We start from the raw sequence: 14,335 nt of genomic DNA on the forward strand, positions 1-14,335 counted from the left end.
TCCCTTTTTATCCAATCATGATTTTTCCTTTCGGGTAGCGATAGTACTCTTTTTTATTCCGCTGCGCCAACGCATACGCGATGGTAAGCGGACCGACCCGCCCGGCAAACATCGTGATGGCGATGACCGTCTCGCCTACCGGGGATAAATGAGGAGTTAACCCCATCGAGAGTCCAACCGTTGCGAAGGCTGATGTCGCTTCAAACAACAGCATCAGAAAATCCGTTCCACTCTCGGTGATGGACAAGATCATGGTTACCAGTATCACGATAAACAATCCGCTCATGGTCACCGTCAGGGATTTATAGATCATGTGCGGCAAGATCCTTTGCCGGAAGAAAATGACGTCTTCTTTTCCTTTGATCTGCGTCCAGACTGCTCCGAGCAGAGTCGCGAACGTGGTCGTCTTGATACCGCCTCCGGTAGAACCGGGAGAAGCCCCGATAAACATCAGGAATATCATCAGGAACAACGTAGATTGCTGCAAATCGGGAATGTTGAGCGTATTGGAACCAGCTGTCCGCGTGGTGACGGATTGATACAAAGACCCAAGGACTTTTCCCATAGCCGATAAGGGCTGCAACGTTTTCGGATTGTTGAATTCAAGAATCAAGATGAAGAGGGTCCCCAAGAAGACGAGCAGCGCGCTAGTCGTAAGCACGACCTTGGTATGCAGGGACAAGCGTCGCACATGGCGGTACTCGTAAAGCTCGCTCATCACCATGAAGCCAATGCCCCCCAGAATGATCAAGCTGCAAACCACCAGATTGACAAGCGGATCACCCACATATCCGGTCAAACTGCGGAATTCGCCCATCAAATCAAAACCGGCATTGTTAAAATTCGAAATGGCATGGAAGAAACCGAAATAAAATGCTCTTCCTACAGGCATATCGAAGGAAAAGCGCAAAGACAGCAGCAGTCCTCCCACCAATTCGATCAAAGCGCTAAAGATCAGGACCATTTTCGTCAGCCGGACAACACCTTCAATCGACAGTTGATTGAATGATTCCTGCAGCAGCAATCGTTCACGCAAGGAGATTTTTTTTCTCATCAGCAGCGCAAATAGTGTGGCGAATGTCATAAAGCCCAGCCCGCCAATCTGGATCATGGACAGGATGACGATTTCCCCAAATAAGGTAAAGGTGCTGCCCGTGTCGACCACGACCAATCCGGTCACACATGTGGCTGAAGTCGCCGTGAAAATGGCATCCAGCCAGGGAAGGCCTTGACCGTCCTCTGTGGCTGCAGGTAAATGTAGCAAAATCGAACCGATCAAAATAATGGCGGCAAAGCCTAACACCAAAATCTTAGGGGGATTCAATTGGAAAAAGCCAGTACCGTTACGTTTCTTCTCCATGAAATGAAAACCTTCTATCTTTTATGTAAGATGTGTTTCAAGAAATATAAGCCTACGAGTATCATGCCCGCGATGACGATTCCTAGTGTGTACTTTTTTACCAAATGAACGATGACGGGCCAATTCTCGCCAAGCCAAAAGCCGATCAGCGTCCAAAAGCTGCAGAACAGGACGAAGCCGGCAAAACTGAACAGTAAAAAAATGGGCCAGGACATACCGCCGATCCCCGCAATATAAGAGGAAAGCGTACGGACACCGGGGAATAGCCTGCCGAACAGCAGGACGAGCACCCCATAACGGCTGGAAAGGCGGACCGTCTGATCGATGGAGCGTACGGAAAGCAGCAAATACTTGCCATAGCGCGTGAGAAGTGAGAGCCCATATCGTTTCCCGAGTGCAAATGCAATCAATGACCCTATTGTGCTGCCGAGCGAACCTGTGAGGATCGCAGCAGGTAGGAGCAGATGACCGGAGCTGCTCAGATAACCAAAAAAGGCAAGGGTAGCATCACCCGGGAAGGGCAGACCAATGCCTTCAATCATCATTGCGAGAAAAATGCCCAGATACCCGAGAGACAATACCCATTCCTGGAAAGTCTCCCATACAGCCGTGACCATCTCAAAAATCACCTCATGCTAGTATACTGGACAACATCGGAAATGAAAACCAATTTTTCACGGGAGATTATGGGCGAGATAGCAGCTCGCGAATCGGGCTCTTCCACTCGATTTTTGCTCGGGGATAGTATTGGTGAATGAGCATTTCACATTCGAAGAAATCTTCCTTTTCCAAGCCATTCAGCTTTGCCGGATCCCGCACCCAAATAAAAATGCGCGTAATGGAAAAGGCGTCATCCGTCATGCCCAGATGCTTTTCTCCTTCAAACATGACACCTTTGTAAGTCAAAAGGAAGTTCTTGCGCACGTCATGACGATCGTCGAGGAGGAAGGTACGTTTTTTCTCGTGAGCCGATTCGAGCTTACGCTTCGGATGAACCCAATAACGAATGCTGAAAATGATCAAACCGAGGATGGCGGCGAAAAACAAAAAGCGAAGGATCAGCACCACAGCTTTCAGCCCTTTCTGTCAAACGAGACAAAGATTCTGCTATGCTTTTACGTAAATAGGGGTAATTGGTTTCACTTTGCGGCCTTTATTCAGGCGGAAAGCTGGATTCGCTAGCTATTTGGGTGGTATGATGTGCTAGGAGAGTTATGACTGGAAAGCGGTTGGCTAGGAAGGATCGATTGCAGATGAGTTCACAAGAGCATAAGGCGCAAGCGCCCGTAATGGTCACATGCATGGTGATCACCGTATCGGATACACGTACGGAGGAGACAGACAAGAGCGGTCAAACCATGAAACAGCATTTGACGGAAGCAGGCCATCGTACGGTCTTATATGAAATTGTCAGGGACGAGCCTGCAGAAATCACGGCTGCGATTGAAAGAGGCATCCAGCATCCGGATGTACAGGTGATCCTGCTGAATGGCGGAACGGGCATTTCCAAACGAGATACGACGTACGAAGCCGTGAAGGCATTGTTGGAAAAAGAGATGCCGGGATTCGGCGAGATTTTCCGCATGTTAAGCTATACAGAAGATATCGGCTCTGCCGCGATCTTAAGCCGTGCGATTGCCGGTGTGTACCAAGGGAAAGCGATATTTTCCACGCCGGGCTCTACAGGTGCCGTGAAGTTGGCGATGACGAAGCTGATCATCCCTGAGCTGGGCCATGTGGTCAGAGAGCTTCATAAGTAAATACAACCAGAAGGAAAGATTGGAGTGAACCACCATTAATATTTTGCTGACGACCCTCAATGCGAAGTATATTCACTCGTCGTTGGCGCTGCGTTATTTGCGCAGCTATGCGAAGCAAGTATACGAGAACGTTGAATTAGTGGAATATACGATCAATGATGTCATGCTGAATATCGTGTCGGACATATATAAAAGGAAGCCGGATCTTGTCGCTTTTTCTTGTTATATCTGGAACATTCGCGAGACGCTGGATGTCGTGCGCACCTTGAAAAAACTTCGCCCCGACCTGCCGATCATTTTGGGAGGGCCAGAGGTTTCCTATGATACAGACGAATGGATGAAAAAACATCCGTATATTGATGTGATCTCGATCGGTGAAGGTGAAGTGACGTTTCTCGAGCTGTGTCAGGCGTATGAAAAAGCCTTGAAAACCGGAGAACAGCCTGATTTGGCGGGTGTCGCAGGGATTGCCTACCGCAGCGGGGACTTTGTCCGGTTCTCGAAGCCGCGTGAGCAAATTGAGGATCTCGGCAGCATTCCTTCTCCGTATGAGGACAATTTGCACGAATTGGACAATCGGGTGGTTTATTTTGAAGCGTCCCGCGGCTGTCCGTTCAAATGCCAATATTGCCTTTCCTCCATTGAAGACGGGGTCCGTTATTTTCCGCTTGAGCGGGTAAAGCAAGATTTGAAAAGGCTGATCGATCACGGTGTGAAAACGATCAAATTCGTGGATCGAACGTTTAACATCAATAAAAAGTACGCTTTGGAGATCTTCCAATTCCTGATCGACAATCATAACGGAACGATTTTCCAATTTGAGATTACCGCAGACATCCTGCGGAGCGATGTCGTGGAATTTCTGCTGGAAAATGCGCCCCCTGGCATCTTTCGCTTTGAAATCGGCGTTCAGTCCACCAATGACGAGACCAATCGCCTGGTGCAGCGGATTCAACGCTTTGACCGGTTGAGCGCAAATGTGACCAGAATCAAAGAGTCGGGCATTATTGCTCAGCATCTGGATTTGATCGCAGGTTTGCCGGAAGAAGATTACGCGTCTTTTCGCCAAACGTTCAATGATGTTTTCGCCTTGCGTCCGGAAGAACTGCAGCTGGGCTTTCTGAAAATGCTGCGGGGAACAGGTGTGCGTGCCCGTGCCGCGAACCACGGCTATGTGTACATGGAGGATGCCCCTTATGAAATCCTCGGGAATAATGTACTCAGCTTTGACGACATGCAGCGAATCAAGCGGGTGGAGGACATTCTGGAAAAATACTGGAATGCCCATCGGATGGATACGACGCTCGAATGGATTTTTGCCCAAGAAAGCTATGGAACTCCCTTTGACTTCTTCCAGGCATTTGGCGACTTTTGGGAAAAGCAGGGCTGGAGCAGGCTGGGCCACCAATTGGAGGATCTGTTTACCCGCCTTCGCTTGTATCTGGAAAATGTCAAATCACCTGATGCCGTTCACGTGGAAAGCTTGATGAAGTTTGATTACCTGCGCAATCAAAAGCATCGCCCGCGCAAAGTATGGTGGGAAGATATTACGGAGAAGCGGGAAATGCAGGAGATTTACGCTGAGGTGTTTGAACAACGCGAGCGTTTGCGCGATGATTTTGCGGCACATGCAGCGAACGAGAAGGATTATTTTAAACATACGATGGTCGCAAGGGTGTCGTTTGATATTGAGCGATGGCTGACTGCAGGTGAAGTGATTCCGGGCGAGTATCATCTGGTCGTGTATTACCCGTACCAGCAAAATCGGGAAAATACGTTTGCAGTCGTAAAACGAAGGACAGTGTAGGCCACTTCATCCAAGATCTTTTCTTGTAAACACGGTTGTTCTATCGCACAATAAGACAAGTAACCTTTACGTATCCTAATACGTATAAAAGAAAAGGTCTTACGAACATACCTGTCCGATTTGCGATCATGCAGCAGTTGTCATTCGCATCGGAAGCACTTAGGAGATACTCTCGATGGAAATGAATCTTCTGATTTCGATAATTGAACAGTACGGATACGTGGCCATTTTCTTTTTGCTGTGGCTGGGCATCGTCGGTTTGCCGATCCCGGATGAGCTTGTTGTCGCCACCGGCGGCTTTTTGGCATCGATCCAGATCCTGAATCCGTACTACTCTTTTTTGTCCGGTTATTTGGGGGTGATGTCAGGGTTGACGATCGGCTTCATGCTTGGGAAGTGGTTCGGCCGGCCCATTCTCGACTGGCTGTCCAAAAAGGAAAAAATGAAGCGGATGATCACGCGCTCTACCGAGTTGATTCAAAAGTACGGCACTTTTTCTTTGTGCATCAGCTACCTGTTTCCCGTGGTGCGCCATATTGTTCCTTATATGGTGGCTTTGGGGGGCATGAAATTTCGCCGTTATGCCGCACTATCCTATTCGATTGGCTTTGTGTGGACGGTGTTTTTCTTTTTAATCGGCTATGTATTTGGGAAAAATGTGGAAATGGTCATTCATCTCATCCGCCACTACGGACTCTATGCGCTGGCGGGGCTGATTTTGCTGGTCATCGTCGGGGTGTTTGCCCGCCAAAAATGGGCGAACCGCCCCTATAAAGCACAAGGAGATTAATGGCAAATGGGTGATTATCTGAAGGCTCACAAGCGCATGTTCTTCTTGGTATTAGCAGCGGGACTTGTCCTGTTGATCGGGAGCTGGTTAAGGAAAGAAGCTACCCTTCTTTTACTTGGACTTTTGCTCCTGAATACATACTCGTTTATACTCGCGTGGAAAGACAAGCGCGCAGCAAAAAAGCATGATTGGCGGGTTCCAGAAGCAAGCCTGTGGACAGCCGCCATATTGGGTGGGGCAGCCGGCCTATGGGCTGCGATGCTGTTGTTTCGCCATAAAACCAAGCATCTCTCTTTTCGCCTCGGAGTTCCGGCGGTAATTTGCTTGCATGTATGGCTTGCCTTGGCTATGATTCGCTAACGTAAAGAAAAGATGGAAAGGAGCATGAATGATGGATGCTGCTACATTACAGATGTTTCGTGATTTGACAGAAGCCCCTGGTGTGCCCGGACGCGAAAATGTGGTTCGCGACGTGATGCGTTCGTATATCGCGCCGTTTGCCGATGAGATTGACCATGATGGACTGGGGAGCCTGATCGCAACAAAGAAGGGGACGCCGGATGGGCCGCGCATTGTCCTTGTTGCTCACTTGGACGAGGTCGGCTTCATGGTGACGCAAATTACCGAGGATGGCTATCTGAAGTTTCGCACGCTGGGCGGCTGGTGGGCACAAGTCATGCTTGCGCAGCGGGTTCAGGTCCAGACACGCAATGGCATGATCGAAGGGGTGATCGGCTCCGTTCCTCCCCATCTGTTGACGTTGGAGCAGCGCCGCAAAATGGTTGAAATCGATGATATGTTTATCGACGTGGGTGCATCCAGCCGTGCCGAAGCGGAAGAATACGGCATCCGGCCGGGGGATGCCATCGTTCCGGTCATGCCGTTGACGGTCATGAAAAATCCAAAGCTCCTCATGGCAAAAGCGTGGGATAATCGCATAGGTTGTGCGGTTGTCATTGAGGTCCTCAAACGGCTTCAGGGCACCGAGCATCCGAATACGATTCATGGTGTCGCCACCGTGATGGAAGAGGTCGGCAGACGAGGCGGACGGACGGTGGGGCAATATCTGCAGCCGGATCTCGCTTTCTCCATTGATGTGGGCATTGCCGCTGACACACCCGGTGTCGGCAAGGTGCAGATGCCGACGAAAATGGGGGCAGGGCCAGAGATCTGCTTGTACGATGCGGCGATGATCGCCCATACGGGTCTGCGTGATTTTGTGATGGCAGTCGCGGAAGAGGAAAAGATTCCCTATCAGCTGACGACTGTGCCAGGGGGAGCGACGGATGCAGCCTCCTTGCACCTGATCGGCAGCGGTGTTCCATCATTGGCTCTCTCGATTCCTGCTCGCTACATCCACAGTCATGCATCGATCATCCATTATGATGATTATGAGAACTTGATCAAGCTGGTGACTGCGCTGATGCGCCGCTTGGATCAAAAGCAAGTGGAAGCGCTTCGGACCTACGAATAAAAACAATGAAAAAACTGCCGTGGCAATGACGGCAGTTTTTTCATGGCTGAATCGCGTTCGCTTATACGGGCGATGCGGTTTGTTGAGGCAGATTGCTGGCGATTGTATGGACCATTTGCTGTCTGGCGGTTTGGTCGCTGTTTTGCCAGAGCACTTCAAAAAGAACACCGAGGCCAGGCAATGTTTTTTCCATGCCGGAAGAGACTGCATCCGTAATCGTATCGGCTACGGCTTGATCATTCGAGCCTTGCATCTTATACATGATCGCCTGACGAAGGTTGAGGGCATTGATATTCACAGGGCTTTCCTCCTTAAAAAGTATCAAAACCTAGGTGTAGTATTCGTTTGGAGCGGGGTGTCAATACGTTTTTGGAGATGGGAAAGTCGATATGGTATAATGCGGAAGGAAAAGCCAGAAAATCATGAGGAAAAGCAAGCTATCGCCAACAGAATGAGGTGGAAGGTCTATGTCGAAACAATTTGCGGTGATTGGCATGGGACGTTTTGGGTCAAGTGTGGCCCGGACATTATACGAAATGGATTACGAAGTCATGGGCATCGATGAGGATGAGGAGAGAATCAACGAAAATATCCAAAACGTGACCCATGCGATTGTGGCGGATTCAACAGATGAAGCGGCGCTTAAGGAGATTGGCATCCGCAATTTCGATGTCGTCGTTGTCTCGATTGGCGCTGACATTCAGGCAAGCATCTTGACAACGTTGCAGCTGAAGGAAATGGGTGTGAAAAAAATTGTGGCCAAAGCGCAAAATGAGCGTCACGGCCAGGTGCTATATAAAGTGGGAGCCGATCGCGTGGTGTTTCCGGAACGCGACATGGGCGTGCGAGTTGCCCATAATTTGATCTCTGCCAATGTGCTCGACTTTATCGAATTGGCGGAAGAATACAGCGTAGCGGAAGTAGTGGTATCCCCCAAGCTGGTTGGCAAAAATTTGCGACAGCTCGATGTGCGTGCCAAGTACGGCGTCAACGTAATCGCTATCAAAAGCGGAAACGAATTCAACATTTCACCGAGACCGGATGATATCATTCGCACCGGCGACGTGCTGGTCGTAATCGGACATAATAAAGATCTAAAAGATTTTGAGGAGCATGCCTAATCGATGGAGAAATCACTGATCACCTCGGTGCAGAATCCGCTCATAAAACGTCTTAGCTTGCTTCATGAACGCAAAGGAAGAGAAGCTTCGGGGACGTTTCTGGTCGAGGGAGTGCATCTGGTAGAAGAAGCATTGCGCTCAGGCGCACATGTGGTAACGCTTTTGTATGAAGAGGAAAAAGGGATCGATCCGGTCTGCGCGCGAGCACTGGAACAGCGCGCCGATGAGGTCGAGGTCATACCGGTGTCATCTGCGGTGATGGCGAAATTATCGGAGACGAAAACCCCTCAGGGGATTGTAGCGGAGGTCAAAAAGCAAAGCAGGGATTGGGGCGCTGCTTTGCAGGAAATGCAGGATCAGCCTTTTTTGCTGCTGCTGCTGGATGGCATCGCGGATCCGGGCAATCTTGGCACCATCCTGCGCACGGCGGAAGCGGCTGGAGCGGATGCCGTCATCCTTGGAAATGGCAGCGTTGATTTATATAACGGGAAAGTCGTCCGTGCCACGATGGGAGCTTTATTTCGTTTGCCGGTCTTTACCGGCTCGCTGACGGAAGTAGCTGAACAAATCAAGGCACGGGGCGGATCACTGCTGGTAACCTCTCTGGGCGAAGCGACGGAAAGCTACGACCGGGTTTCGTATGAAGGCAAAATCGGGATCGTCATTGGGAATGAAGCACGGGGCGTCTCGGCAGACATGCAAAAAGCCGCCACCAAGCTGGTTCATATCCCCATCTATGGTGCGGCTGAATCACTGAATGCAGCGGTTGCATCAGGGATTATGCTGTATGAAGCACAAAGGCAGCGAAGAGCATAAATTTGCTCTTGCTGCCTTTGTTTACTGTATCTTCAAGAGGATTCGTTTAAGTTTATCTTATGCCTGTGAAGCGACGGGGGCCTGCTTTGCGAATGTTGATCACCAGTCCCGAGGCGGCGATACAGAAGCAATCGATCGAATTTTTCAAATCGACCAAGCAAAAAAAGGGAATACTTATCGTATCCCCCATGCGTATGTTCCGGTAACATGACAATCATTTAGGCCGGATGTGTGCTTTTATACTCTTCCCGGGTTAAGGACCATTGATCACGGGCCATATTAATGATCCCCGTCTCAATCGTGCGCTCCTTGAACGCAACGGCTTTGGTGAAATAGCGAATCGCCTGATCGTATTTCCCGATTCTGCGCATTAATTCACCGATCAAATACAGCACGCGGACTTCCGACATTTCTTTATCGTCTTTCACATAATCGGTGTGAATGTAAGACTGCTCGTATTCCGTCACAGCCAGAGACAAGAAGCGCTTTTCTTCTGTCTCTTTTTCCAAGAAGCGGTACAGCCAGGCAACACGCAAATAAAGACCAGCCAAAATGCTGTGGGCTTCCCCTTTGATGCTGGCCGAGTAGATCGCGAGCTTGTACGTCACGATCGCTTCTTCCATGCTGCGGTGAGAGCCATAATCCTTCGGTGTCCATTTGGATGCCAGCTTTTCGGCAATGAGCTTTTTGACCAAGGGTGTCATCGTCTTGTCGAATTGATCGGTAAAGGCAAAGCCACAGGCCGGACAAACCGCCACGGTATAGAGAATGGGATTCATCCGCTGGTTTTTAAAATAGGTGCAGAAATCTGCGTCTCGTTTAACAGAGGCTTGTGAACCGGAACGAATCCTTTTGGAAGTGAAGGCTGTATCGCAGTGCAAGCATGTATAATTTTTATCGTAAAAGTGATCTGGGTTAATTGCCATTGCATGAACCCCCTCGACATGGTATGATACATGTCAAACTTTTCGTGGATGTTTGCGCAACCAGTGGAAGTACGGTATAATTTACCTGATAATGAATAGTATAACCGAATGTGATGATGGAGACTAGTACGCTGGTCCTATAGTTTTGACAGGGAAGAGGTGCCAAAGACTGAGAGCACTCTACTACTATACAGCTGAATTCCCTCCTGAACTGTCCTCTAAACCTCTTTTTATAGGGAGAAAGTAGGAGCGACCGGGTAATCCCGTTACAGATGTTCTGAGGTGAGGCCGTGACTATTGGCCTAACGAGGGTGGTACCGCGAGTGTAAACTCGTCCCTTTTGGGGGGCGGGTTTTTTTATTTATTTCAAAAAGGAGCGATGTAGTGGTGCAAGCAAGATTACAGGAAATGAAGCAAGCGGCGCTGGCGCAGATCAATCAGATTGCGGATGCGCAGGCGCTGCAGGACGTGCGCGTCAAATACTTGGGCAAAAAGGGCGAGTTGACCGAGATCCTACGCGGGATGGGCAGTTTGTCTGCCGAAGAACGTCCGGTGGTCGGACAATTGGTGAATGAAGTGCGCGAAGCATTGGAAGCGGCCTTTACCAGCAAGCAGCAGGAGCTGGAGCAAGCGATTTTGCAGCAAAAGCTGGCTTCCCAGCAAATCGATGTGACGCTGCCTGGCCGTCATGTGCCGGCAGGGACGATGCATCCGTTATCCGAGATCATCGAGCGGGCAGAAGATATCTTCATTGGAATGGGTTTTGAAGTAGCGGAAGGTCCGGAAGTCGAGCTGGATCACTTCAACTTTGAAATGCTCAATCTGCCAAAGGATCACCCGGCTCGTGACATGCAGGATTCCTTCTACATTACCGAGGAGATTCTGCTGCGTACGCATACCTCGCCGGTGCAAGCGAGAACGATGTTGAAAAAAGAAGGGAAAACACCTGTAAAAATCATTTGCCCAGGCCGCGTATATCGCCGTGATGACGACGATGCGACCCATTCCCACCAGTTCACGCAGATTGAGGGGCTGGTCATCGGAAAAGGCATCAGCATGAGCGACCTGAAAGGCACACTGCTTTCTTTCGCCCGTCAAATGTTCGGACCGAACCAGCAAATCCGTCTGCGCCCAAGCTTCTTCCCGTTCACGGAACCGAGCGCGGAGGTGGACATCCAATGCGTGATTTGTGGTGGAGAAGGCTGCCGCGTCTGCAAGCACACAGGCTGGATCGAGATTCTTGGCTCTGGTATGGTGCATCCGCGCGTTTTGGAAATGGCAGGGTATGATCCGGAGGAAGTCAGCGGTTTTGCCTTCGGGATGGGTGTAGAGCGGATTGCGATGCTCCGTTATGGCGTAGAGGATATTCGCCATTTCTATACAAATGACGTTCGTTTCTTGCGTCAGTTCAACAGAGGTTAGGAGGAATAAACAAATGAGAGTCTCATATCAATGGTTATCCGAGTACGTTGATTTGTCTGATATTACGCCAGAGGAACTGGCGGAGAAGCTGACCCGCAGCGGTGTCGAGGTCGATGCCGTGGAGTACCGCAATCAAGGTGTTTCACAGGTGGTCGTCGGCTATGTGAAGGAACGCAGCAAACACCCGGATGCGGATCGCCTGAGCGTATGCCTCGTCGATGCGGGGCAAGGCGAAGATCTGCAGATTGTCTGCGGAGCACAGAACGTCGCCCAAGGGCAAAAAGTACCGGTAGCGTTGCCCGGTGCGAAGCTGCCTGGCGGACTGAACATCAAGCGCTCCAAGCTGCGCGGTGTGGAATCCAACGGGATGATCTGCTCGGCCAAAGAGCTGGGCATCAACGACAAGCTCCTGGCCAAGGATCAGCAAGAAGGGATTCTGGTTCTGCCGGAGGAAGCGGAAAACGGCATGGATGCGGTGAAATACCTCGGGCTGGATGATGTGATCCTGGAATTGGGCTTGACGCCAAACCGCTCCGACTGTCTGAGCATGATCGGTGTTGCCTATGAAGTGGCTGCGATTTTAGGACGGGAAGTGAAGCTGCCGCACATTGAGGTACAGGAAAACGGCGGCGACAATCCGGTATCCGTCGAGATCGAAGCACAAGACCATTGCTACCGCTATGCGGGCAGACATTTTACCAATGCCAAGATCGGCTCCTCCCCGCAATGGCTGAAAAACCGTCTGATGGCGGCAGGTGTTCGTCCCATCAACAACGTGGTAGATGTGACCAACTACGTAATGCTGGAATACGGACAGCCATTGCACGCATTCGATGCGACCCAAGTGAAGGATCGCTCCATCGTGGTGCGTCTGGCCCAAGCAGGAGAAAAGCTGACTACGCTGGATGACCAAGAACGTACGTTGGATGAGCAAACGCTGTTGATTGCGGATCGGGAAAAAGGATTGGCGATTGCGGGTATCATGGGCGGAGCCAATTCCGAGATCGTGGATGATACGACGGAAATCATTCTGGAAGCGGCTTATTTCACACCGCAATCCATCCGCCGCTCGGCACGTGCGCTGAACATGCGTACGGAAGGCTGCGTTCGTTGGGAAAAGGGTGTTGATCAAGCGCGTGTAGCCATCGCAGGTGAGCGTGCTGCCATGCTGATTCAGCAATTGGCAGGGGCAACTGTCTCCCGAGGCGTTGCGGATGCTGTTGTCAAAGAAGCCGAGCCGGTGACCATTCCACTGCGTTTGGAAAAAGTCAATGAGCATCTGGGAACACAGCTGACAGCAGAAGAGATTTCTCCGCTTTTCGATCGTCTCCAGTTTGATTTCCAAGCCCAAGGGGACAGCTGGTTGGTGACGGTACCGACTCGCCGCGGCGATATCACGCTGAAGGAAGATCTGATCGAGGAAATCGCCCGCTTGTACGGCTATGACAATATTCCAACCACGCTTCCAGGCGGTGAATCGACACAAGGCGGGTTGACTCATGAACAGGCGCTCCGCCGCAGCATTCGCCATCATTTGATCGGTCTTGGCCTGTCCGAAGCGATCTCTTATGCGCTGGTGCATCCGGAACGCAATCAAGCGGTGTCCGGTCTGCACGAGGGTGATCGAAAAGCGATTCCTCTGGCGATGCCGATGAGCGAAGAGCATAGCGTGCTGCGTGTCAGTCTGCTGCCAAGTTTGCTCGAAACCGTCACATACAATAAAAATCGTCAAAATCATGACTTGGCCTTCTTCGAGCTGGGCAATGTATTTTTGAGCGAAGAAGAGCGTCTGACCAAGCTGCCGGAAGAGCGTCTGTACCTCGGCGGGATTTTGACCGGCCAGTGGGTGCCGCAAAACTGGCAGGGCGTGAAGCAGCCGGTCGATTTCTTCCTGGTGAAGGGGATCGTGGAATCACTCTTCCAGCGACTTGGATTGGCTCATGCAGATTTCCGTCCGGTCGCAGATCGCATCGGCATGCATCCGGGACGTACAGCAGATGTGCTGATCGAAGGAAACACAGTAGGCTATGTCGGACAGCTTCACCCGCAAACCGAAAAAGATTACGATCTGGATGATACGTTCGTGTTTCAATTTGACGTCGCTTTGCTGATGAGCCACGCTACCCGCATGGACAATTACAAGGCGCTGCCGAAGTTTCCAGCGGTTACACGCGATCTGGCCTTGGTTGTGGACCGTTCCACAGCAGCCGCCACTTTGTCGGAGACCATCCGTGAGGCCGCTGGCGAGCTGCTTGAGTCCCTGACACTGTTTGATGTGTACACGGGAGATCGGATTGCAGCCGACAAGAAGAGCATGGCCTACTCGCTGGTATATCGCCATCCGGAGCGTACGCTGCAGGATGAAGAGATCCAGGAAGTCACGTCTCGGGTCATCCAGGCACTGGCGCAAAAAGGGGCAGAGCTTCGCGGCTAGAAGAAGTCAGACGGATAATCTTGACGAAAACTGTCATTTTCAGTAACCTAAAAAAGATGTAGGAACGGTTATTGAAGGAGGAAACCTTCGTGCAAGGGGACGGGAAGAATCGGTTAACGGTGGAAATCTATGGGCAGCAGTATCGGTTAAGCGGCAAGGCAAGTGTGAATCACATGCGCATGATCGCCGGTTTTGTCAATGATAAGATGACGGAAATTGCGCAAATGAACCCGCGCTTGGATACTGCGAAAATTGCCGTATTGAGCGCCGTAAACATCGCTGACGAATATGCCCGCTTGCGTCAGGAGTATGAACAGCTGCTGAAGCTTCTGCAAGAAGATGCGAAAGGCAACGAAGACGAATAAACGGAGTGAAAGAGAGGCCAAACCAGCCTCTCTTTTTTAAACGAACGGCTAAAAGGCCTG

16 protein-coding genes and 1 other annotated feature are annotated in these 14,335 nt (G+C 50.7%); of the genes, 11 read left to right on the forward strand and 5 right to left on the reverse strand.

The annotated features are described in order from the left end of the window. Window positions 1–7 precede the first annotated feature (7 nt). The 3 genes from EIZ37_RS11135 to EIZ37_RS11145 form a co-directional block, all read right to left on the reverse strand. On the reverse strand, window positions 8–1,360 hold the full coding sequence (locus EIZ37_RS11135) for a TrkH family potassium uptake protein (RefSeq protein WP_134684682.1): 1,353 nt from the start codon (window positions 1,358–1,360) through the stop codon (window positions 8–10). Between the two features lie 14 nt (window positions 1,361–1,374). Continuing rightward, window positions 1,375–1,977 (reverse strand): DedA family protein, encoded by a 603-nt coding sequence (locus tag EIZ37_RS11140; RefSeq protein ID WP_134684683.1) that lies wholly within the window; start codon window positions 1,975–1,977, stop codon window positions 1,375–1,377. Between the two features lie 67 nt (window positions 1,978–2,044). Further along, a complete protein-coding gene (locus tag EIZ37_RS11145; protein ID WP_134684684.1) occupies window positions 2,045–2,428 on the reverse strand; it encodes a sigma-w pathway protein ysdB in 384 nt (127 codons plus the stop codon). 185 nt (window positions 2,429–2,613) lie between these two features. Here EIZ37_RS11145 and EIZ37_RS11150 point away from each other — a divergent pair, with 185 nt between their 5' ends. From EIZ37_RS11150 to EIZ37_RS11170, 5 genes are all read left to right on the forward strand, one after another. Continuing rightward, the gene (locus EIZ37_RS11150) at window positions 2,614–3,120 is read left to right on the forward strand and encodes a MogA/MoaB family molybdenum cofactor biosynthesis protein (RefSeq protein WP_134684685.1); all 507 of its coding nucleotides are present in this window, start codon (window positions 2,614–2,616) and stop codon (window positions 3,118–3,120) included. 34 nt (window positions 3,121–3,154) lie between these two features. Continuing rightward, on the forward strand, window positions 3,155–4,927 hold the full coding sequence (locus tag EIZ37_RS11155) for a B12-binding domain-containing radical SAM protein (protein WP_134684686.1): 1,773 nt from the start codon (window positions 3,155–3,157) through the stop codon (window positions 4,925–4,927). Between the two features lie 175 nt (window positions 4,928–5,102). Continuing rightward, the gene (locus EIZ37_RS11160; protein WP_134684687.1) at window positions 5,103–5,717 is read left to right on the forward strand and encodes a DedA family protein; all 615 of its coding nucleotides are present in this window, start codon (window positions 5,103–5,105) and stop codon (window positions 5,715–5,717) included. 6 nt (window positions 5,718–5,723) lie between these two features. Continuing rightward, window positions 5,724–6,077 carry a DUF1294 domain-containing protein gene (locus EIZ37_RS11165; RefSeq protein WP_235827965.1) on the forward strand — a complete coding sequence of 118 codons (354 nt, stop codon included), beginning with the start codon at window positions 5,724–5,726 and terminating at the stop codon, window positions 6,075–6,077. Between the two features lie 31 nt (window positions 6,078–6,108). Further along, entirely contained in the window at window positions 6,109–7,191 is a 1,083-nt protein-coding gene (locus EIZ37_RS11170) for a M42 family metallopeptidase (RefSeq protein ID WP_134684688.1), read from the forward strand. A 61-nt stretch (window positions 7,192–7,252) separates the two neighbouring features. Here EIZ37_RS11170 and sspI read toward each other — a convergent pair whose 3' ends face one another. After that, the gene (sspI, locus tag EIZ37_RS11175) at window positions 7,253–7,489 is read right to left on the reverse strand and encodes a small acid-soluble spore protein SspI (RefSeq protein WP_134684689.1); all 237 of its coding nucleotides are present in this window, start codon (window positions 7,487–7,489) and stop codon (window positions 7,253–7,255) included. A 169-nt stretch (window positions 7,490–7,658) separates the two neighbouring features. Here sspI and EIZ37_RS11180 point away from each other — a divergent pair, with 169 nt between their 5' ends. From EIZ37_RS11180 to EIZ37_RS11190, 3 genes are read left to right on the forward strand one after another with little or no spacing between them, the layout of a single operon-like run. After that, window positions 7,659–8,312, forward strand: coding sequence for a potassium channel family protein (locus tag EIZ37_RS11180; RefSeq protein ID WP_134684690.1), 654 nt, complete (start codon window positions 7,659–7,661; stop codon window positions 8,310–8,312). Window positions 8,313–8,315: 3 nt separating this feature from the next. Further along, window positions 8,316–9,128 carry a TrmH family RNA methyltransferase gene (locus tag EIZ37_RS11185; RefSeq protein ID WP_134684691.1) on the forward strand — a complete coding sequence of 271 codons (813 nt, stop codon included), beginning with the start codon at window positions 8,316–8,318 and terminating at the stop codon, window positions 9,126–9,128. Further along, entirely contained in the window at window positions 9,100–9,339 is a 240-nt protein-coding gene (locus EIZ37_RS11190; RefSeq protein WP_134684692.1) for a hypothetical protein, read from the forward strand. Before EIZ37_RS11185 ends, EIZ37_RS11190 begins: the two co-directional genes overlap by 29 nt. A 7-nt stretch (window positions 9,340–9,346) precedes the next feature. Here the strand turns inward: EIZ37_RS11190 and EIZ37_RS11195 are convergent, their stop codons facing one another. Next, complete coding sequence (locus EIZ37_RS11195) at window positions 9,347–10,054, reverse strand: DUF2225 domain-containing protein (RefSeq protein WP_134684693.1); 708 nt, start codon at window positions 10,052–10,054, stop codon at window positions 9,347–9,349. Window positions 10,055–10,158: 104 nt separating this feature from the next. Then, window positions 10,159–10,396, forward strand: a binding site (T-box leader). A gap of 45 nt (window positions 10,397–10,441) precedes the next feature. Between EIZ37_RS11195 and pheS the strand changes: the two genes are divergently transcribed. From pheS to zapA, 3 genes are all read left to right on the forward strand, one after another. Beyond that, complete coding sequence (gene pheS, locus EIZ37_RS11200) at window positions 10,442–11,476, forward strand: phenylalanine--tRNA ligase subunit alpha (RefSeq protein WP_134684694.1); 1,035 nt, start codon at window positions 10,442–10,444, stop codon at window positions 11,474–11,476. A gap of 13 nt (window positions 11,477–11,489) precedes the next feature. Then, entirely contained in the window at window positions 11,490–13,910 is a 2,421-nt protein-coding gene (gene pheT, locus EIZ37_RS11205; protein WP_134684695.1) for a phenylalanine--tRNA ligase subunit beta, read from the forward strand. An 89-nt stretch (window positions 13,911–13,999) separates the two neighbouring features. Continuing rightward, window positions 14,000–14,275 carry a cell division protein ZapA gene (gene zapA / locus EIZ37_RS11210; protein WP_134684696.1) on the forward strand — a complete coding sequence of 92 codons (276 nt, stop codon included), beginning with the start codon at window positions 14,000–14,002 and terminating at the stop codon, window positions 14,273–14,275. Window positions 14,276–14,335 lie beyond the last annotated feature (60 nt).

Origin of the sequence: Brevibacillus migulae (assembly GCF_004521915.1) — a bacterium.
GTDB lineage: Bacteria > Bacillota > Bacilli > Brevibacillales > Brevibacillaceae > Brevibacillus_F > Brevibacillus_F migulae.